General features: G+C 58.2%; 19 protein-coding genes. 8 read left to right on the top strand and 11 right to left on the bottom strand.

Annotated elements, in window-relative coordinates; all coding sequences use genetic code 11:
* Nucleotides 1–110 precede the first annotated feature (110 nt).
* The 6 genes from J4D97_RS20470 to J4D97_RS20445 all read right to left on the bottom strand — a co-directional run bounded on the left by J4D97_RS20470 (nucleotide 111) and on the right by J4D97_RS20445 (nucleotide 4442).
* The gene (locus J4D97_RS20470) at nucleotides 111–614 is read right to left on the bottom strand and encodes an ankyrin repeat domain-containing protein (RefSeq protein ID WP_343217151.1); all 504 of its coding nucleotides are present in this window, start codon (nucleotides 612–614) and stop codon (nucleotides 111–113) included.
* Nucleotides 615–674: 60 nt separating this feature from the next.
* Complete coding sequence (locus J4D97_RS20465) at nucleotides 675–1211, bottom strand: DUF4136 domain-containing protein (protein WP_185281074.1); 537 nt, start codon at nucleotides 1209–1211, stop codon at nucleotides 675–677.
* Nucleotides 1212–1328: 117 nt separating this feature from the next.
* Nucleotides 1329–1694, bottom strand: coding sequence for a hypothetical protein (locus J4D97_RS20460; RefSeq protein ID WP_208309191.1), 366 nt, complete (start codon nucleotides 1692–1694; stop codon nucleotides 1329–1331).
* Nucleotides 1695–1754: 60 nt separating this feature from the next.
* On the bottom strand, nucleotides 1755–2732 hold the full coding sequence (locus J4D97_RS20455; protein ID WP_208309190.1) for a YitT family protein: 978 nt from the start codon (nucleotides 2730–2732) through the stop codon (nucleotides 1755–1757).
* Nucleotides 2733–2799: 67 nt separating this feature from the next.
* On the bottom strand, nucleotides 2800–3240 hold the full coding sequence (locus tag J4D97_RS20450; RefSeq protein ID WP_208309189.1) for a DUF4174 domain-containing protein: 441 nt from the start codon (nucleotides 3238–3240) through the stop codon (nucleotides 2800–2802).
* A gap of 44 nt (nucleotides 3241–3284) precedes the next feature.
* On the bottom strand, nucleotides 3285–4442 hold the full coding sequence (locus J4D97_RS20445) for an NAD(P)/FAD-dependent oxidoreductase (protein ID WP_208309188.1): 1158 nt from the start codon (nucleotides 4440–4442) through the stop codon (nucleotides 3285–3287).
* A gap of 374 nt (nucleotides 4443–4816) precedes the next feature.
* Here J4D97_RS20445 and J4D97_RS20440 point away from each other — a divergent pair, with 374 nt between their 5' ends.
* The 5 genes from J4D97_RS20440 (at nucleotide 4817) to meaB (ending at nucleotide 9202) form a co-directional block, all read left to right on the top strand.
* Nucleotides 4817–5419, top strand: a complete 603-nt coding sequence (locus tag J4D97_RS20440; protein WP_208309187.1) for a L,D-transpeptidase family protein — start codon at nucleotides 4817–4819, stop codon at nucleotides 5417–5419.
* Nucleotides 5420–5455: 36 nt separating this feature from the next.
* The gene (locus J4D97_RS20435) at nucleotides 5456–5992 is read left to right on the top strand and encodes an NUDIX hydrolase (protein ID WP_208309186.1); all 537 of its coding nucleotides are present in this window, start codon (nucleotides 5456–5458) and stop codon (nucleotides 5990–5992) included.
* A 147-nt stretch (nucleotides 5993–6139) separates the two neighbouring features.
* A complete protein-coding gene (locus J4D97_RS20430; protein WP_208309185.1) occupies nucleotides 6140–6820 on the top strand; it encodes an outer membrane beta-barrel protein in 681 nt (226 codons plus the stop codon).
* Between the two features lie 87 nt (nucleotides 6821–6907).
* A complete protein-coding gene (locus J4D97_RS20425) occupies nucleotides 6908–8020 on the top strand; it encodes a WD40 repeat domain-containing protein (RefSeq protein ID WP_208309184.1) in 1113 nt (370 codons plus the stop codon).
* Between the two features lie 213 nt (nucleotides 8021–8233).
* Nucleotides 8234–9202 carry a methylmalonyl Co-A mutase-associated GTPase MeaB gene (gene meaB / locus J4D97_RS20420; RefSeq protein WP_208309183.1) on the top strand — a complete coding sequence of 323 codons (969 nt, stop codon included), beginning with the start codon at nucleotides 8234–8236 and terminating at the stop codon, nucleotides 9200–9202.
* Nucleotides 9203–9344: 142 nt separating this feature from the next.
* Here meaB and J4D97_RS20415 read toward each other — a convergent pair whose 3' ends face one another.
* Nucleotides 9345–9836, bottom strand: a complete 492-nt coding sequence (locus J4D97_RS20415) for a hypothetical protein (RefSeq protein WP_208309182.1) — start codon at nucleotides 9834–9836, stop codon at nucleotides 9345–9347.
* A gap of 318 nt (nucleotides 9837–10154) precedes the next feature.
* Between J4D97_RS20415 and J4D97_RS20410 the strand changes: the two genes are divergently transcribed.
* On the top strand, nucleotides 10155–10883 hold the full coding sequence (locus tag J4D97_RS20410; RefSeq protein WP_208309181.1) for an NADPH-dependent F420 reductase: 729 nt from the start codon (nucleotides 10155–10157) through the stop codon (nucleotides 10881–10883).
* A 264-nt stretch (nucleotides 10884–11147) separates the two neighbouring features.
* Nucleotides 11148–11372 carry a hypothetical protein gene (locus J4D97_RS20405; protein WP_208309180.1) on the top strand — a complete coding sequence of 75 codons (225 nt, stop codon included), beginning with the start codon at nucleotides 11148–11150 and terminating at the stop codon, nucleotides 11370–11372.
* A 57-nt stretch (nucleotides 11373–11429) separates the two neighbouring features.
* Here J4D97_RS20405 and J4D97_RS20400 read toward each other — a convergent pair whose 3' ends face one another.
* From J4D97_RS20400 to J4D97_RS20385, 4 genes are all read right to left on the bottom strand, one after another.
* Nucleotides 11430–11834 carry a VOC family protein gene (locus J4D97_RS20400; RefSeq protein ID WP_208309179.1) on the bottom strand — a complete coding sequence of 135 codons (405 nt, stop codon included), beginning with the start codon at nucleotides 11832–11834 and terminating at the stop codon, nucleotides 11430–11432.
* Between the two features lie 127 nt (nucleotides 11835–11961).
* Nucleotides 11962–14508, bottom strand: coding sequence for a DUF5916 domain-containing protein (locus J4D97_RS20395; RefSeq protein WP_208309178.1), 2547 nt, complete (start codon nucleotides 14506–14508; stop codon nucleotides 11962–11964).
* Nucleotides 14509–14702: 194 nt separating this feature from the next.
* Nucleotides 14703–17186, bottom strand: coding sequence for a M56 family metallopeptidase (locus J4D97_RS20390; RefSeq protein ID WP_208309177.1), 2484 nt, complete (start codon nucleotides 17184–17186; stop codon nucleotides 14703–14705).
* Nucleotides 17183–17590 (bottom strand): BlaI/MecI/CopY family transcriptional regulator, encoded by a 408-nt coding sequence (locus J4D97_RS20385; protein ID WP_208309176.1) that lies wholly within the window; start codon nucleotides 17588–17590, stop codon nucleotides 17183–17185. The genes J4D97_RS20390 and J4D97_RS20385 overlap by 4 nt, the downstream gene beginning before the upstream one ends.
* A gap of 222 nt (nucleotides 17591–17812) precedes the next feature.
* Between J4D97_RS20385 and J4D97_RS20380 the strand changes: the two genes are divergently transcribed.
* Nucleotides 17813–18235 (top strand): hypothetical protein, encoded by a 423-nt coding sequence (locus tag J4D97_RS20380; RefSeq protein ID WP_185281091.1) that lies wholly within the window; start codon nucleotides 17813–17815, stop codon nucleotides 18233–18235.
* Nucleotides 18236–18260 lie beyond the last annotated feature (25 nt).

The raw sequence follows: 18260 nt of genomic DNA, 5'->3' as shown, positions 1-18260 counted from the left end.
AACACCGAAAAGCCCCCTATTTTCAGAAACAAATAAAACAGCCACAGGGGCCGGCTTTAAGCACTCGCAAAACCCCCGCCCCTGTGGCTAACTGGCTTTCAGTGGCTTTTCTACAGCAGCTCCAAAGCCGCTTCGTTGCCTTGCTGAATGGCTAGATCGTGGGCCGATAGGCCGCGCACGTCGCGGATGCTGGCGTCGGCACCTGCTTCCAGCAAAATGGGTATCAACTGGTTGCGGCCAAACAGGGTGGCAAACATGAGGGCTGTGCCGCCGTTGCCGTTCTGCAAATCCAGGTTGGCGCCGTGGGCAATGAGCTGCCGGGCAATTTCGGGGTAGCCTTTGAAGCATACGCCCATCAGGGCGGTGTTGCCGGCGCGGTCTTGCACGTTTACATCGGCGCCGGCCTCTAACAGCAGTTTCGTAGCCTCTAGGTGGTCGTCGTAGGCGGCAATGATAAGCGGCGTGAAGCCTTTGGCATCCTGCGTATTAACGTCGACGCCCGTGGCGAGCAGTTCGCGCAGGTAGGCTACGTCGCCCCGACGGGCGGCATCAAACAACAGGTCTTCGGGGCGAGCGGAGGTGAATGTATTTTCCAAGGAAAAAAGCTTAGTGATGATGCTGATACGATGGCCTACGCGGCTGGTTGTACCAACCAAGCGTAGCAGCAGGATGTTTTAGCGGGCGGGCACCGGGTAGCGCGCAAACAGTTCGTCCACACTGTTGTTGATCTGCTCTACCTGCCGGTGGGGCTTTTTGGTGAGGGCGCCGGCTACGTTGCCCTGCCACACCAGCGTGTTGCGGGCGGCATCTACCACATCTACAGTAGTGGTGCCCTCGCGGTAGGCCCGCACAGGCACTTGCTGGCTTTGCCAGCCGTAGCGGCGCTGCCCCGCATACGGAGGGGCCTCCCAAATTTGCGTTTCGCGGGTTTGCATCTTATCAGCTACCACTACCCCCACGTGCACCCACACATCGGGCTGGGGGGCGCGGCGGTAGCCCCGCTGCTCTAGCTGGCGGGCAATAGCTGCCTGCCAGATGGGTAGGGTGGGACTCATTACCTGGTAGCCGGCCTCATTGCGGGCGTCGGTGGTTGGAAAGTTGTAGGTGTGGTAGACCGTAAAATCGGTTCCGGCCATTTGGTCGACAGCCGTAACCTGTGCGCTGGGAGCACAGGCACCCAACCCCAGCAAGAGTGGCAGTAGCTTCTTCATGCACTTGTGTACGCAACACGGCCTTGGGCGGCCTACCCAGAGCGGCACTACGATGCACAAAGCCCCCACCACCAGACCTAGCTGATGGTGGGGGCTTTGGCTAACTTCTCCAACTGCCTAGCGCCGGGCAAACAAGCCGCGTGTGCCGTTTCCTTTGTACTGTTTGCAATACGGACGGTGTACGTAGCCATGTCCACGCTTGAGCGCCCGGGTAAATGGGGTACCTGCTAGGGCATCTCCCATCGAAAGAAGTACGGCAACCAACACAAGAAGGACAGCACGCAGGGCAGTAGAAGAGAGCATAGGTAGGGCAATAAATGAGGTGTAGAAAAGAGCTGTACTGCCGGGCTTACCCCCGTAGTAGTTCTTCAAAACAACCCACTTAAATAGCGAAAAACCTATTTTCTCGATGTTTGCACTCTTCTTATAGCTGAAGTGATTTATTGAGCCGATGAATTGATTCAATATTGGACATTTTTCCAATATTGAGAATAAGGTTTTCTGCTTGCACAGCGAAAACGGGTTGCAGCCAGTACCTCGCTCTTAGTGCAAGGGCCTCCGTTTCACCATACCGCCCTTGGTATCGCGCACGCTGCTCATCACTACAAAAGCATTGGGGTCAATCTTGTCGATTTCGTCGGTGAGGCGGGTCACCTCCAGGCGCGTTACTAGCGTAAAGATGATATCAATAGTACCCTGATCCTGCCCTTGTGTGTTGTACCCGCTTTTGCCCACGTAGAGGGTAGCACCGCGGCCCAGCTTCTCGGTTACCATGCGCCGGATGGCTTCACTTTTGGGCGAAATGATGGTCACGCCCGTGTATTCCTCAATGCCTTCAATGATAAAATCGACCATCTTGGCAGCGGCCAGGTAGGCAAGAATGGAGTAAAGGGCCGTGGTGATGGAAAGCAGCAGCGCTGCCACGCCAAAGATGACGATGTTGATGAGCAGGATAATGTCTCCTACCGTCAGGGGGAGTTTTTTGCTGAGGTACACGGCCAGAATTTCGGTGCCATCGAGCACGGCGCCCCCGCGTACGGCCAACCCAATACCAGAACCCAGAAAGAAGCCCCCGAACACGGCGGCCAGCAACTTGTCTTCAGCCAGCACCGAAAAATGCACGGAGTACAGCACTGTGGCCAGCCCCAGAATAGCGGCCAGCGTACGCGCCGCGAAGCCGCGCCCCAGCTGAAAATACCCCATCACCACAAACGGAATGTTGAGCACCACAATCAGCAACGGCAGCGAAAGATGGGTGGTGTGGTTGGTGAGCAGCGAAATACCCGTTACGCCCCCATCGATAAAGCCATTGGGTAGCAAAAAGCTCTCGAGCCCCAGCGCGGCCGAGAAGATACCCGCTACCATCATAAGGCCCTGTACTACCTGCTTGCGCCACCAACGTGGCCCGTATACTGCCGGATGGGCCTCGTCCTCGTGCGGCGGAATGATTTCGGTGGCCGCGGTGGCGGCAGCGCCTTTGGGCTGGTTTTGCAGCTCGGCGGGGGTAGGCTTAACAGGCATGCGAAAGGGAATATGGTCCCTATACGTAGGAACGGCCCGGAGTTGGGTGCCTTAAAGCACTATCCCTTTACTTATCGCCACGCATTTCCCGGCGACGCATGGGCATTTTATCAATGGTGCCAAACAATTCGTCGGGGGGTAGGGGCGTGGCGCTACGCTGTTTCACGCCGCCGTCTTTGCCGATTAGCAGCACCGTGAAGCTAGCTGCCGGCAGCTTCAGTTCCTGGCGGGCGTACTGGCGGTCGGCCGTGCTTAGCTGGCTTTCAATGACATCGAGCACCAGCATATCGCGTGCGCGCATTCCTTCCGGCTGGGCGGCAAGTAGGGCACGCTGGCGCTTCAGTGTGGCATCGTCGGCGGTAGGTGCGTGCAGGAGCAGTACGCGCTTTTTCCAGCGGTTGGCTTTCAGGGTAGCAGAGAGTGAAGCGGGCGGCGCGGCGCTCAGCAACACGGTCAGCAGCAGACCAATGCCGCCCAACATTCCCAAACAACGAAAAGTAGTATGCATGGCTACTCCTACGCAAACCATCAGCACCGGGATAAGCGCAGCCCCTACCCGGCTACCCGCAGCAGCCACCGTTTCAGTAGCGGCTGCCGGGCCACGGCAAAGCCTACGTTCATCAGCCAGGGCCGCGGGGCTACCAAGCGCATTAGGCGGTAGCTGCGCGCCAGCTTGCTGGTGATCTGGCGGGCTACCTGGTGCTCGTAGTCAGCTAGAAAAGTAGGGCTGAAATCGTTTTGCTGACAGCTCCGTACGGCCTGCCGGGCCGCCAGTATGCCGCTCTGCATAGCCGTGTCGATGCCGTGGCCCTGCAACGGGTCGATAAGCGAGGCCGCGTCGCCGCAGAGCAGGAACCGCTCCCCTGCCAGCGGGCGTGGGCGCCCGCCCAACGGCAGGACAAAACCCTCTAAATCTGATAGTTGCTGCGCCCCAGCAAAGCGCCGCGCCAGCTCGGGGTGCGTGGCCAATAGCTGCGGCAGCATCTTTTTCAGATCCACCCGCTGCCGCGCTACAGCTTCGGAGAGCATCCCAAACCCCACATTGTACACGCCATTGCCGACCGGGAAAATCCAGCAGTAGCCGGCCATGTACTCGTGCAGAAAGAAAAACTCGGTGGTGGTGCCATCTACCCCCGCAATGTCCGAGTAGTAGGCCCGCACGGCGGCGCAATGGTAGGCCTTGTCGATGGTGCGCTGGGTGAGACGGCGGGCCGCTACGGAGTTGGCACCATCGCAGGCAATGAGTAGGCGAGCCGTCAGTGGTTTCTGCTCCGCGTCGGCTGGTAGGAGCTGCACACCCGTTGGCGTGGTCTGGATGTCGCGCACCACATAGCCCTCCCGTATGATGGTGGCCGTATGGCGTCGTACTAACTGGAGTAAATGGTCGTCGAAGTGCAGACGGGGGCTATTGAAGGTAGGCAGCTGCCAGCGGATGCGCAGCTCGCGGCCGTTGGGCGCCACCACGCGGCTGTCGCGGGTGTCGGCGCGGGGCGTGAGATTCGCCAGCAACTCGGCGTGCCAGGCCGGATTGAGCTGGCGTAATGCTTTCAGTGCTAAGCCAGGAATGGCGTCGCCGCACACTTTGTCGCGCGGGAAGGTTGCCTTGTCTACCATCACCACGCGCAGGCCGTGGCCGTGCAAGGCCAGCGCGCAGGCTGCTCCGGCGGGGCCAGCACCTAAAATGGCTACGTCGTAGTCAGGAGTTTCCACGGGTGCAAGTTAGCAGGCGCTACTTACTTCCGGGTTTTAGAGGTTCTTATACACATAGTAGGATTTACACCCAAATCGGGTGCCGTTGCGGACTCCCGCGCCGTCTACCACATCAGCAGACTGTTCGTGCAACGTCAGCAAACGGCAACCGGTCGGCTCGGGCGCAAGTCCTGATATAGTATATACAATATATATTTACCAGCCACGTTCCTAATTTTTATCCTATTTATAAAATGATACGCCTGCTGCTTTCTACAGGAGCCCTACTTCTCACATTCTTTCAATCAAGCCCTTCTCAAAGCGCCTTTCGTGACGAACAGCAGCGTTTTCCACGCGTGCGTACTGCGTATGACCATACACTTTCTGGGCTGCGCATGCGTTTGGCGGCTCACGGCATTAACCCTAGTCAACCAGAAATATTTCTACGAGCTTTCAAGGTAGGGCGGCAGTTGGAGGTATGGGCGCGCACGCGGGCCACGGCCACGCCATTTGTGCTGGTTCGCACCTTTTATATAGCGGGCACGTCGGGCACGCTGGGACCCAAGCGCCGCGAGGGCGACGGGCAGGTGCCCGAGGGCTTTTACCAACTCGACCGCTTCAACCCTACCAGCGCCTACCACCTCTCGCTCGGCCTCAACTACCCCAATGCCAGCGACCGGTGCCAGAGCGACGCCCAGCACCCCGGCGGCGACATCTTCATTCACGGTTCCAACGTCACCGTTGGCTGCCTGCCCATCACCGATGCCGGCATTGAGGAGCTGTATGTATTGGCCACGGAGGCCCGGGCCGGCGGGCAGGATACCATTGAGGTGCACATCTTTCCGTTTGCGCTCACACCAGAAAACCTAGCAGCCCGCCGCAACAGTACACACGCCATTTTTTGGCAAAACCTGAGCGCCGGCTACACGTTTTTCGAGCAAAACCACCAGCTGCCCCATCTGGCTACCGACGCTAGGGGCGCGTATACCGTACGCTAGACGTTTGGCCCTCCCGGCTTTTCCTCCTTCCTCACCATGCCTGCCCCTACCCCACCCTTGCGCGATGCCGCCGTGCTTGTTCCGCTCTACCGTGATACTGCTGGTCAGCTGCGCCTAGTCGTCATTCGGCGCACCGATTTTGGTGTACACGGCGGGCAGCTGGCGTTTCCGGGCGGCAAGCGGGAGTTGCAGGACGCTTCGCTGGAAGCCACGGCCCTGCGTGAAACAGAAGAGGAAATTGGCCTACCCGCCGCGCAGGTGCGGGTGCTGGGTGCGCTGCCGTCCATTGTTACGGAGGTTTCGGGGTTTCGCATCTGGCCGTTTGTGGGCCACATCGAGCCGCCCACGCAGTGGCGGTGGCAGCCTACCGAAATTGCCGAGGTGCTGAGCGTGGTAGTAGACGACCTGCTGCTTCCCGACGCCCGCGTGACGGGAACCTGGCAGTTGTCGGGCTGGCCCGTGCCGATGGCAGTGTCGTTCTACCGGGTAGGGCCCTACCCTTTGTGGGGTGCCAGCTACCGCATGGTGCGGACGCTGCTGCCGCGGTTGGCGGCCGGCGATTTTACTATCTGATAATTAGATAGTTATATTACACTATACAATCACACACACGTATATATTTATCCCTGTATATGTCCTAGATTTGCCGAACGATTCGGCATGTTTTCATCCTATCTTTTACTACATCATTCAGTGAAAAAAATTATTACCCTTCTGGGAGTGGCACTCCTGTCTGGTTACGCTACTACCAGCTATGGTCAGCGACTTACAGCAGCAGGTATAAGCGGCAGCTTCAACATTGCCCGGCTGCATACAGGGCAAGGTGCTTTTCAGCTCGGCAATGTGACGGTTGATCCGCAGTTTGATCAGAGTAATGACGAAACCGGCAATGGCATTACCGTATTTGGGCGGTGGCAGCTGGGTGCGCGGCCGGGTTGGTACGTGCAGCCCGAACTAGGCTATGTCTCGACGCTGACTACCCCCGTTGGCCTTACGTATAGCTCCGGCAGCGGCCCTTATTTTGGGCCGCGGGCACGGCACCTGGATGCTCGTCTGTTGGGTGGGTATCAGGCGGGGCCGTTGCGTCTGTTTGCCGGTCCAACTGTTGGCTACTTCTTGCACAGTAAAGACTACGGTACCTTTTCCTCGCAAGATGCTGAGTTGCAGACGGCACTAGCTACCCTCCGCGAATCGGGACCCAAGCGGGTGCAAGCGGCCGTTCAGGCTGGGGTTGGCGTGAATATCTGGCGTTTTGATTTGAATGCCCGCTACGAATGGGGCCTAAGCCGGTATAGCCGCCTGTATGATACTCAGTTGAAGACCAACTATTTCACCCGCAAGCAGCAACAGCTGATTTTAGAGGTAGGCTTCCGCATCTTCAATAATCCAACCGCAGAGTAACCGCCAAGTTTGCACGATTCTGGCCGTGCCGTACGTTTGTAGCGCAATTGCCCCAGGCTTACTATTTCCGGGGCGGTTGCGCTACCTATGTTTCGACTGGTTTCCCACCTGCGTTTTCTCCTACCCCTGTTCTTCGGTTTGGCGGCTCTTACCGCCCGTGCCCAAGGCGAACAAAACTTCTGGTATTTCGGCCAACAAGCTGGTCTGAGCTTCGCCAACGGTGCCCCTACCCCCCTCAACGATGGCAAGATGACTACCTACGAGGGCTGCGCCGTAGCCACTAATAAGCGCGGGCAGCTGCTGTTCTACACCAATGGCGAAACCATCTGGAACCGCCAGCATCAGGTGATGCCCAACGGCCGTAAGCTTCAGGGTAGCAACTCCAGTACCCAAAGCGCCCTAGTGGTGCCCGACCCCGGTAGTGGCAACATCTTCTACGTGTTCACGGTAGCGCCCCAGGGCACGAATGTGGGTCTGCGCTACTCCATCGTCGACATGACCCGCGACAACGGCCTCGGCGATGTACCCCGTGCCAATCTGCTGCTCATCTCGCCGGTGGCCGAGAAGCTGGCCGCCGTGCGCCACCAAAACGGCCGCGATGTGTGGGTGGTGGCCCACCGCTGGAACTCCAACGGCTTCGTGACCTACCTCGTCACGCCCGAAGGGGTAGAGGCCGGCAAGCCCATTCTGAGTAACGTGGGCTCGATGCACGCTGGCCCCGGCCGCAACGCCATTGGCGCCATGGCGTTTTCGCCCAATGGCAATCAGCTGGCCGTGGCGCTGTGGCGTGAAGCCAACAAGTTTGAGGTATTCGACTTCGACCGCACCACCGGCAAAGTGAGCAAGCCCCGCTCCTTCGGGCCCTACGAGGAAGCCTACGGCGTGGCCTTCTCCCCCGACGGCACCAAGCTCTACGGCACCCGCAACGGCGCCGGTGGCGGCGACGCCCAGATCTGGCAGTTCGACCTGAAAACCAGCAAAGCCACCCAAATCGGTAACTCCGCCAACCGCAAGGTAGGTGCCCTCCAGCTCGGCCCCGATGGCAAAATCTACGTCGCCCGCGAAGACAACGGCTACCTTGGCGTCATTCAAAACCCTAACGCCACCGGCAAAGCCGCCGACTACAAAGACGACGGCCTGAGCCTAGGTGGCCGTCGCAGCAAGCTGGGCTTGCCGAGTTTTTTGGTGGAGCCGAAGTAGATTATTCTTGAAATCAGCTGTCATCCTGAGCTTGCGAAGGACCTTCTCACATGAGAACGGCCATCGTAACAACGACTCGTTTTACTGTGAGAAGGTCCTTCGCAAGCTCAGGATGACAAACGGTTTGCGAGGATAACAGGTGGTTTTACAGACGCAACCACACTTTTCGTCTGTGCGTCTTAGCTTGCGACTTCGCTCCCTACCCTCCTCGCTATGCCCAAACGCCTTGCCGCCCACGAATACGCCGATGGCCTCCTCGCCGGCAACCGCGTGCGACTGAGCCAGGCCATTACGCTGGTGGAAAGCACCCTACCCTCCGATCAGGAGCTGGCCCAGCAGGTCATGGCTTTGGTGCTGCCCCACACGGGCAAGTCGGTGCGGGTGGGCATCACGGGCGTGCCGGGGGTAGGCAAAAGCACGTTTATTGAGGCACTAGGGCTGCATTTAGTTGAGCAAGGGCACCGGCTGGCCGTGCTGGCCGTAGACCCTACCTCCCAGCGCAGCGGCGGCAGCATCCTAGGCGATAAAACCCGTATGAACCAACTGGCGGCGCATCCGGCGGCCTACATTCGGCCGTCGCCGGCGGGCAAGTCGTTGGGGGGCGTCACGCGCAGCACCCGCGAGGCGCTGCTGCTCTGCGAGGCGGCGGGGCACGACGTTATTTTCGTGGAAACGGTAGGCGTGGGCCAGAGCGAAACCGCTGTGCACGGCATGGTCGATTTTTTCTTGCTCCTGATGCTGGCCGGGGCTGGCGACGAGCTGCAAGGCATCAAGAAGGGCATCATGGAAATGGCCGATGCCATCACCATCACCAAAGCCGACCACGGCAACGAGCAAGCCGCCCGCCTGGCCCGACGCGAGTACCAAAATGCCCTGCATCTGTTTCCATTGGCCCCCAGCGGCTGGAGCCCCGTAGTAACGACCAGCTCGGCCCTCACGGGCGCGGGCGTGCCCGAGGTGTGGGAGGTGGTGCAACAATACGTGCAGCACACCCAGGCCAGCGGCTACTTCCAGCAACGTCGCCAGGAGCAAAACCTGCACTGGCTGCACGACACCATCCGCCAAACCCTGGAAGCCCGCTTCTACGCCCAGCCCGACGTGCAGCAGCGCCTACCCGCCATCGAGCAGGCCGTGCGCGAGGGACGCCAATCGGCCTTCGGCGCGGCGCAAGAGTTGCTGTAGGGGCGCGTTGCACGCGCCCGTCGTTGCTGATGTTGTTTACTAAGTACTTACCCCACGCCTACCATGTCGGAACCTAAAGCCTAAACGGCCAATAAAAAAGCCGCTCCCAGATAGGAGCGGCTTTCTCAATGCGTGAGACTAGTTACTGAGCCGTAAATGTCATGCGGGTCTCGGTGGTTACCCCCGCCGTCGTTTCCCTTTTCACGAGCACCAGCCGGGTGGCGGAGACCGATTCAATGGTGCTACCAATTTCCATATTTGCTTCGGCCCTAGACTGAGTAGCTGGCTTAATAGTAGCTTTTAGCGTCATGCCACTGTTCGACTGAGCCCAGGTGCCCGTGCGGGTCTGTGGGTTAGTTTCTTCACAGCGGGTGGCACCCTCGTCTAGTACGCAGACTCCATCAGTCTGGAACTGGTACACATTATCCCGGAGGCAGGCTGGCTCGTCCGTATAAAGGTCCTTGGCTGGCTCACTGCCTACTTTTTCGGTAACGGCTGTCATTTTCCAGCTTTTGGCCATCAGCAAGTCAGTGGCTGATAGAATAGGGGTAGGACCTATATCAGAACTATCATCGCAGCTAGAGAGGCCGCACAACAGGGCTAGGGATAGGGCTAAAAGAGTACGCGAATACACAAGGAAGAAGGTAGAGTTTAAAAAAGGACAAAAACAAGATAGGCTTTCTGTCAAACCTGGTGCCAATATCCTATACATGCTTTATAACACTTATTTGATGGCTCTATACGTTTTACCAAATTTGCACTTAATCCTATTACAGTATTATTATTTGCTGTAACACTAGCAGTGGTAGTTCTCATTTTGTATAACTCTCATTCGATAGGATACAGACTCTGAGTAAGCAGTAGCCATCAAGCCATCAAAAAAGCAAAACGCACACTTCCGTTGTTTACCTACCCGCACCGGCACAGTGCCGGCGCGTAAACCACCCAAACTATGAACATCGGAATCATCGGCGCCGGCAACATCGGCAGCGCCTTGGCCGTGCGGCTCACTAGCCTCGGCCATACGGTATACATTGCCAACTCGCGTGGCCCTGAAACGCTAGGCGACGTAGCCCAGAATACCGGCGCTACCCCCGTCACGGTGCGGGAAGCGGCCCAGCGCGGCAGCGACTTTATCGTGGTAACCATCCCGCTGAAAAACATCCCCGACCTACCCAACGACCTGTTCGAGGGCGTGCCCGCCGAGGTGCCCGTCATCGACACGAGCAACTACTATCCCCTGCTGCGCGACGGCCAGATGACGGAGTTGGAAACCGGCGACCTCACTGAGAGCGGCTGGGTACAGCAGCACCTGGGCCGCCCCGTAGTGAAGGTGTTCAACAACATCTTTGCCGAGCACCTCGAAAAGAACGGCCAACCAGCCGGCACACCCGGCCGCATTGCCCTACCCGTAGCCAGCGACGATGACGCCGCCAAGCAGAAAGTGATGGCCCTGGTAGAGGAACTGGGCTTCGATGCCGTGGACGGTGGCACCTTGCACGAATCGTGGCGGCAGCAGCCCGGCGGCCCCATCTACTGCAATGATTTGCCGGCTGACAAGGTACGCGAGCAACTGGCTAGCCTCGGCAACGAGCGCACAGCGGCCCAGCACACCGAGTTTCTGGACAACCAGGCCAAGCAGGAACAGGCAATGGAGGCGCAAGGCATTAAGCTGAAGTAGCCGACAGCTGGATGGTTTAGCCCGTCATGCTGAGCGCAGCCGAAGTATCTCGCGTGCTGATGAAAGATAACATCTACCATCAGCACGCGAGATACTTCGACAAGCGGACGCCAGATCAAGCATGACAGGCTTTATCTTGTTCTCGAAGTCAGAAATTTTATATATTTCAGATTCTGCATTGAACACATAGTCACTTATCTTCTAATGCTATACTTACCTGTTTTCGCCAAGGGTAGCCCGCTTTGAGTACCAACTCAAAGCTCCATGAAAAGAGTTAAAAAACTCCAACAAGCCTTTGGCACCGTAGATGAAGGTGCCTTCGTATCCTTCCCGGCCAAGCTTTCCAACGTGCAGGTGTCTCGTGTTATTTTCGGCAATGCTCGCGGCTGTGCTTACTGTTTTCCGCACGGTCCTGAAGTAGACAATGCTACGCTTGCTACTCTGCAACGGACTTGGAAACGGTTTCGGCGTACGCAATGGAAAGGTTAGTCCAACAAGAAAGCGCCGCTCTAATTTTGGAGCGGCGCTTTCTTGTTGGAAACAGTCCTACTTATTCTCCGCTGCAGCCGGCCCTAGCAAATCCCACTTGTTGCCATAGCAATCAGCGAAGACCACTACCCAGCCGTAGGGTTCGTGGCGGGGCTCCTCCAGGAACTGCACGCCCTGTGCTTCCATACGACGGTAAGCGGGCCAAAACTCATCGGTGTGTAGAAACAGGAAGACGCGCCCGCCTGCCTGGTTGCCGATGCTGGCCTGCTGCGCGGGGGTAGCAGCCTGCGCCAATAGCAACGGACTGCCGGTGCTGCCAGGCGGCGCCACCAGCACCCAACGCTTGTCGTCATCTAGCGCGGTGTCTTCCAGCAGGTCGAACCCCAGCTTTTCGCAGTAGTAGGCAAGGGCTTCGTCGTAGTCGCGCACCAAGAGGGTGATGCCGCCAATGGTTTGTTTCATACGTTGAAGGTAGCAAACGACTGGTAGGGGCGCGCCCGCTGTGGCGGAGGGTGCTTGCGAAAATCGTATACGCTTTACCCCTACCCCAATAACAACATCAGCAACGATGGGCGCGTGCAACGCGCTTCTACACCCGCTTGCGGCGCAGGGCCAGGTAGTCGAGGTAGTACAGCACCTTTACCGAAACGGAGTTATTCTGCGGGGTGTTGATGGTGTTGTTGAGGTTGGCGAAGTACAGCGGCGTGGCCTCGTTACCGTCAAGCGTGGCGGTGCTGGCGGCTTTCCACACGATGCTGATCTGTGAGCCGGGCGCAAACCACCACGCGTACACCATGTCCAGGTTGAAGGCATTGTAGGTATTGTCGCGGTTGCGGCGGTAGTCGACCAGGGTTTCCGCGCCGTCTTTGTCGAGGCGGGCGAAGTCCTGGTAGTGTACGTCGCTGGTGTAGTGGCGCAGGCGCAGCGTGAGCGACATGCGGTTGGTGAAAGTATAGGCCGTCGATAGCACGTTGGTGATGGTGACTACCCGCCGACGCCCCAGCGGCACCTGCTCACGAAACACCGAATCCAGCGGCTCCGAGGCGCTTAGATTACCGTTCACATAGCCAATCTGGTTCTGGCGTAAGTCCCAATTGACGCTATAAATAAACAGCAGCTGGTTGCTGGCGCGGTAACGCGGCGACACGCCAAGGCCGTAACCCATGCGGCGCGGACGCAGCAGGCGGTCGTCCTGCGCGTACCACCGCACGGCGGCGTTCACATCATACGCTACTTTCTTGCGATAGTCGCTGGAAATAAAACCATTAGCACCGGCATTGGCTGGTACACGCACGTAGTAGTCGCCGAGGGGCAGCGTGCGCGGCTCGTAGTAGTCGCGGGTTACGGGGCTGGCGTCTAGGTTAATGCCCGCTGTCAGGAATTTCTTCGTGAAAGTAGTGTTGGCCCCGCCGTAGAAAACCAAGTTCTGGTAGCGCGTGGGCTGGTAGAGCAACGAGTGGTCGACGCCCCACCACGTATATAAGTTGTTGACTTTCCAGAACCGGTTGTACTTGTTATAGCTGAAGTTGACGCCCTGCGTGATGTTGTTGTTGCCGAACAGGATGCCTAAATCGTTGGGGTTGTAGGAGGCCGATTCGATGCCGTGGCTGACAGTCCAGGTGAAGTTGCCGCTGATTTTGCCAGCGCTCAGCTTGTACTTATACCCGTTCTGGTCGTCGATGGGCGTATCAGTACCAAACTCATTGCCACGCCGGCGCGAGTACACCACTTGCCCGTTCACGGCGTAGGCGTTCTTCTTATCGGCCAGGCGAAACAGGCCGCTGGTCACGTTGGCATCGTAGGTGCGTCCGAAGCGCGTGACGTTGGTGTTGATGAGCGACACGTAGCTGTTGTTTTTCAGCGACTGATCCAGCACCATGATACTATAGTTGCTGAAGGGCTGGGTGAGCACCTCGCGCTCCTGCCCGGTTTCAGTGTCGCGCAGGGTAGCGTACACGTTGTTGCTCAACGCGTTGAACACGCCAATCCCCAGTCCCTTGCTGGTGCGGCCCGATACTTTGGTGGCGTTCAGCAGGCGCGTTTCGCCGGGGTTGCGGATGATTTTTTCGTTTTCTCCAGCCCGCACGCTGCCGTAGCCAATGGGCTGCGCCCCTACCCTACGCGAGTAGAACAGGCCACCTTTGTTGAACAGCTCCGTGCCCTCGGTGAAAAACTGCCGGTTTTCGTTGAACTGCACCTCAAACGGCGACAGGTTCAGCACTTGGTTGTCGCTCTGCACCTGCCCAAAGTCGGGCACCAGGGTAGCATCCAGCGTAAAGCTCTCGTTGATGCCCCACTTCACATCGGCGCCGCCATTGAAGCTGGTAGTGGTGCGGCGCTGGCCTTCCACGCTCACGGCGTTGCGGTTCAGGTAGGAAGAAACGTAGGGCGTGAGCGAGAGGCGCAGCGGCGGCTTCACGTCGCGAATGCCGCGCAGCTCGCCCCACTGGTTCACGAAGCCATCCACGGCGGGCTTCACCTCGTTCCAGAAAAACCCCTGGTTGTCGCGCTTGCGCTGGCGCATAAAGTTGAGGCCCCACAGTTGCTCCGGCACCCCGCTGAAACGAATAGCGGAGTAGGGAATCCGGATTTCGGCCACCCAGTCGGTGCCGCGCAGGGCAGTGCGCGAGTCCCACACGGCATTCCAGTTGAAGTCCTCGCCGCCGGCAGGCGAGTAGCGCGCATCGCATTGCACACCGCCCGTGGTCACGAAGAAGCCGTAGCCATTCAGCTTGTCGTGGTAGGTATCGAGGAAGATGCCGAAGAAGTCGGTGTTGCCGTCGAGGTCGTCGCGCTGGGTGAGCTGGCGCGGAATGGAATCGGCGCTAACGTCGTGCATCACGGCCCCGATGTAGAGGTTGGCGTCGTCGTAGAGAATGCGCACCTCCGTGGGGTGCCGCTCGGGTAGGCCGGGCGCAGGGCGGTTCTGGATGAACTGCGAGGCCACCGGCGCCTGCTGCCACACGGCTTCGTCGAGCACCCCGTCCAACTTAATGCCCTCCGTGATGCGTAGGGCCTGAAGCTGCCGCTTCGGGGCCGACGTAGCAGCCGTACTAGCAGACGTTGCCGGGTGTTGCGCCCTACTTACCAGGCACCACAAAAGAAGGCCTAGCAGCAGGCCAAAACGACGAAACACGGGAAATTGGGTGGGGGTAGAAGTGGGACGATGAGAGGAAAATCAGGTCAGTAGAGCAGCTACACGGCGCCATAGATGCATACCTGCACACAAGCGTTGCTTAGCGGCCGAAGAATAAAAGCGGCGGCAGCCAATAGTGCTACTGCTTCAACAAAAAAGGCCGGTAGCGTAGTGCTACCGGCCTTTTGTTCTTCTCATTCACTCACTGACACTTGCACCATGCGGTTGGAGTTGCCGCTCGTAGGTATATCATAGATTCGGCGGTATTTGGCCGTCATTGCCGCCGGTTGTGGCTTGCCGTTCACACGCAGGCCTTCTTTATCGAGTTGAAACTGAAAGCTTTTTTCATCGGCTCCTAATAGTCCGTCTTTGCGCAGTTGTGCGCGTAGCTCGTTAGTGCTGAGCGTGGGCGGGGTAGGCGGTGCGGGCAGTGCCGGCACGGCAGGAGCGGCCGGGGCAGCTGGCGGCGCAGGCGGTGCCGGTGGCGCTGGCATAGCAGCAGCGCTAGGCGCTGCCGGCGGAGCAGGTGGCGCGGGCGGGGTAGGCATCACCCGACCGGTACCGGAGCGCGTCACAGAACCTGATAACCGCGTGCTACCTCGCGGCCCACTGATGATGTTGGTGCGGCCCGTGCTGTTCTTGTTGATGTTCACGGAGGCCGTACCGCTCAGTTTGCGTCCGCTCACCGATTCGTAGAGCGCCAGATATTTCTTCTGTAGCGCAGCCGACTGCTTGGTGCCGTTCACGGTCAGTTCCGTTGGGCTAAGCCGTAGCTGGTAGCTGTCGGCAGATTTAATCAAGCCGTCTTTCAGCAGCTCCGTTTCCAAGGTTTCGTCTAGCTCGTTGCGTCGTTCCTCCTCTGCTTCTCGGCGCGCTTTTCCCATTTCATAACGGGCTTCCGCAATGCTATTTCCTAGCTCGTGCTTTTTCTCCAGCATCTCGGCAAATTTTTCCTGGACTAATTCCCGCTCCTCAACCGTTTTGGCATCTTGTGCAGCAGTGTGCAGCGAAGCTTCTGCTTCTCGCAGAGCATCACGGGTAATGGCATTGATATCGATGTTACTGAGCGCCGCATCGGCCGTAGCCAAGGCGTCGTGGGTGATGCCGTTGATGTCGATACTGGCTAGCTCGCGTTGCGCAATTCGTAGCGCGTCGCGGGTGATGGCGCTGACGTTGATGTTGATGTCCTCGTCAAAGCTCTCGTTTTGAGGCAACTGTACCACCTGCACTTGCTCGCCTTTGACTTTTTTGCCTTTGGGCTCGTCCAGCTCCACGCGGCTGCCATCTACGTACAGCTCTTTCAGGCGCCCTTTTTTGTCTTTTTTGATGACTACGGTGCCGTTGTTGTTGCCGCGCTCAATGCGGCCCAGGGCTCGCAGTTGGCGCATCACGTTCGGGTTCAGGGTAGTATCAAAGCTCACTTGCATGGCGCCGATTTGCGCCAGTGCTTTACCATCGGCCGAAATGCTGAGAATACGCATTTCGGTGGGTGCTACGGCCGGCGCAAGGGCCGTGGTTTCGCGTACCAGCACAGGGTCCGGTTCCACCGCAACTGTCTCAGAAGAAGCCGTGAGGGCATTGTACGAATCGGCTGTGGCGTGCGGACCGGCCAGCGTTACGGCTGTGCTCAGCAGCACCAACCCCACCAGCACTACGCAAGCGGCCATAAAGCCCTCCGTGAAGGTAGGGGCCGTGCGGCCCTGCACCAGCCGCCGGATACGGCCCAGTAACGAGCCATCGGGCCCTACTGCCGACAAGGCCAGCTGTGGCGTTGCTTTCGGGGTCAGGCTGTGCTCGGCCAACGCGGCCAGGGCGCGGGCCAGCGTGAGCGGGTTGCCGCCTACTAGCGTCGTAGCCATGTCATCGCAGCAGTTTTCGCGCTCGGTGCGCAGGCAGGCCGTCATAAACCACACGGCAGGGTGGTAGAAGAAGAGGATTTCGGCTACGGATTGCAGCAGGTTCATCAGGTAGTCGCGGCGCGCTACGTGGGCTAGCTCGTGGGCCAGAATGGCTTCCATGTACGTCTGGCTCAAACCGGTTACGGTGCCCAGCGGCAGCAGAATCACCGGCCGCAGGTGCCCTACCACCAGCGGGGCTTTCACCTTCGCCGATTCCAGCAGCTGTATAGGGCGTTGCAGGCCGGCGCGCTGGGCTAGCTCAGCCAATCGACGCTGCCAGTCCTGGCCCAGCGGCTGCACGCGGTAGTGGCGCAGACGCTGCACGTAGGCCAGTCCGCCCAGCAGGCGCAGCGTCATGGCCAGCAGACCCAGCAACCAGGCCGCTACCAGCACCGGCATGTTCTGATCGAAGTATTGCAACCCGCGCTGCCACACCGATGCGGTGGCAGTTGATCTGGCAGCAGGTAGCACCGAGGCTACCTCGCCAGTACCAGTAGGCGCCGCCAGTTTCACTACCTCATACGTGACAGCCGCTTGGGCTGGCGCCACGGGCGATGCCAGCAGATAGTACTTGCTAAACGTAACAGCCGACAGCACCAGCAAGGTGAGTAGGGCCACGGCGGCCGTGGTGTAGCGCACCTGGGCGCTGTGGCGGCGCAGCAGCAACAGCAGCCCTACCAGCGCCAGCGCCACTACGGCACCCTGCCAGAGCGAATGGAGTAGCGTCCAGCCCAGGGCGCGTACCAGGGCGGGCGAGAGAGTTTGTTCGAGCCAGTTCATTGCTTGTCTGCGTTAGGGTGGTCGGTATCGCCTAATTCATTCAGTAAATTCCGAATCTGATCTAGCTCGGCCTGCGAGGTGCGGCCGCTGCCCAGGGCCTGCATCACCAGTTTCATGGCCGAGCCACCGAAGGCCGTGTCTACAAACCGGTCGAGGAGCAGGCTTTGGGTTTCCTCCTGCCGCACGGCGGCGCGGTAGATGTGCGTGCGTGCGTCGTCGTCGCGCAGCACTAGGCCTTTTTCAAGCATGAGCTGCAACAGCTTGAGGGCAGTCGTGTAGCCAACTTCGCGCTTGCGGTTCAGCTCGTCGTTCACGAAGCGAACAGTGCTAGGGCCGTATTGCCAAAGCACTTGCAGGATTTCCAGCTCCGATTCGGTAGGCTTGGGGATGGGGGTTTCGGACATGATGTGTGGCGTTTTTTATATACGAATCAATTCGTATTACAAGTATATACGAAACATATCGTAGAAACAAGATTAATCTACGATTTTTTTCGTATAATATATAAATTGATTTTCTGGTCGCCTTATTAGCACACCATTTTTTCTCTTGCCTATAGTTTTATAAGAGCTTTGTATCCTGATTAGAGTACAGTAATTCTTATCTATTCATCTTGCCTAATCCTAATGAAACCTTTTCTACGCTTCGCTTTATTTGCTGCTAGCCTGTGCTTTATGCAGTGTACCCAGGAAGAAGCAACACCTACTATCGATTACGACCAAAAAAGCATCGAGTTGATGAATCAGCTTACCCCACAGATAGTAGGCGAATGGTCGCTTCAACGTGTATCCATCAAAAGGCAGTCGCACAATGGCAGCCAAGCCGAAATCGGTATTAAGCGCGATACCGTGCTGCAAAACTTAGCTATTCTTTCTATTAGGCAGGCCGCGGTTCCGCGAAGCAACCCTAAGTACCTACGCCACCCCGATTTTGACTGCACTATTCAGTACAAAGACAAGACTTATCCGCTGTCATTTTCGCTGCTTTCTAATCCTACTCGCATCGTACAGGGGATAGGGCCGCAAGCATTTTTTTCTGTTGCAGTATAGCTTTCCAACAGATTCACATGTAGTA

It is taken from the genome of Hymenobacter defluvii (genome assembly GCF_017589435.1).
Classification (GTDB): domain Bacteria; phylum Bacteroidota; class Bacteroidia; order Cytophagales; family Hymenobacteraceae; genus Hymenobacter; species Hymenobacter profundi.
The sequence above is the reverse complement of the archived record's forward strand: the minus strand, read 5'-3'. Positions and strand labels throughout refer to the sequence as shown.

Excerpts from the sequence above, each read along its gene's own strand:
- J4D97_RS20465 (WP_185281074.1), bottom strand. The coding sequence starts at position 1,211 with ATGAAGAAGCTACTGCCACTCTTGCTGGGGTTGGGTGCCTGTGCTCCC.
- J4D97_RS20455 (WP_208309190.1), bottom strand. The coding sequence starts at position 2,732 with ATGCCTGTTAAGCCTACCCCCGCCGAGCTGCAAAACCAGCCCAAAGGC.
- J4D97_RS20450 (WP_208309189.1), bottom strand. The coding sequence starts at position 3,240 with ATGCATACTACTTTTCGTTGTTTGGGAATGTTGGGCGGCATTGGTCTG.
- J4D97_RS20440 (WP_208309187.1), top strand. The coding sequence starts at position 4,817 with ATGCGTTTGGCGGCTCACGGCATTAACCCTAGTCAACCAGAAATATTT.
- J4D97_RS20435 (WP_208309186.1), top strand. The coding sequence starts at position 5,456 with ATGCCTGCCCCTACCCCACCCTTGCGCGATGCCGCCGTGCTTGTTCCG.
- J4D97_RS20425 (WP_208309184.1), top strand. The coding sequence starts at position 6,908 with ATGTTTCGACTGGTTTCCCACCTGCGTTTTCTCCTACCCCTGTTCTTC.
- meaB (WP_208309183.1), top strand. The coding sequence starts at position 8,234 with ATGCCCAAACGCCTTGCCGCCCACGAATACGCCGATGGCCTCCTCGCC.
- J4D97_RS20410 (WP_208309181.1), top strand. The coding sequence starts at position 10,155 with ATGAACATCGGAATCATCGGCGCCGGCAACATCGGCAGCGCCTTGGCC.
- J4D97_RS20405 (WP_208309180.1), top strand. The coding sequence starts at position 11,148 with ATGAAAAGAGTTAAAAAACTCCAACAAGCCTTTGGCACCGTAGATGAA.
- J4D97_RS20400 (WP_208309179.1), bottom strand. The coding sequence starts at position 11,834 with ATGAAACAAACCATTGGCGGCATCACCCTCTTGGTGCGCGACTACGAC.
- J4D97_RS20390 (WP_208309177.1), bottom strand. The coding sequence starts at position 17,186 with ATGAACTGGCTCGAACAAACTCTCTCGCCCGCCCTGGTACGCGCCCTG.
- J4D97_RS20385 (WP_208309176.1), bottom strand. The coding sequence starts at position 17,590 with ATGTCCGAAACCCCCATCCCCAAGCCTACCGAATCGGAGCTGGAAATC.
- J4D97_RS20380 (WP_185281091.1), top strand. The coding sequence starts at position 17,813 with ATGAAACCTTTTCTACGCTTCGCTTTATTTGCTGCTAGCCTGTGCTTT.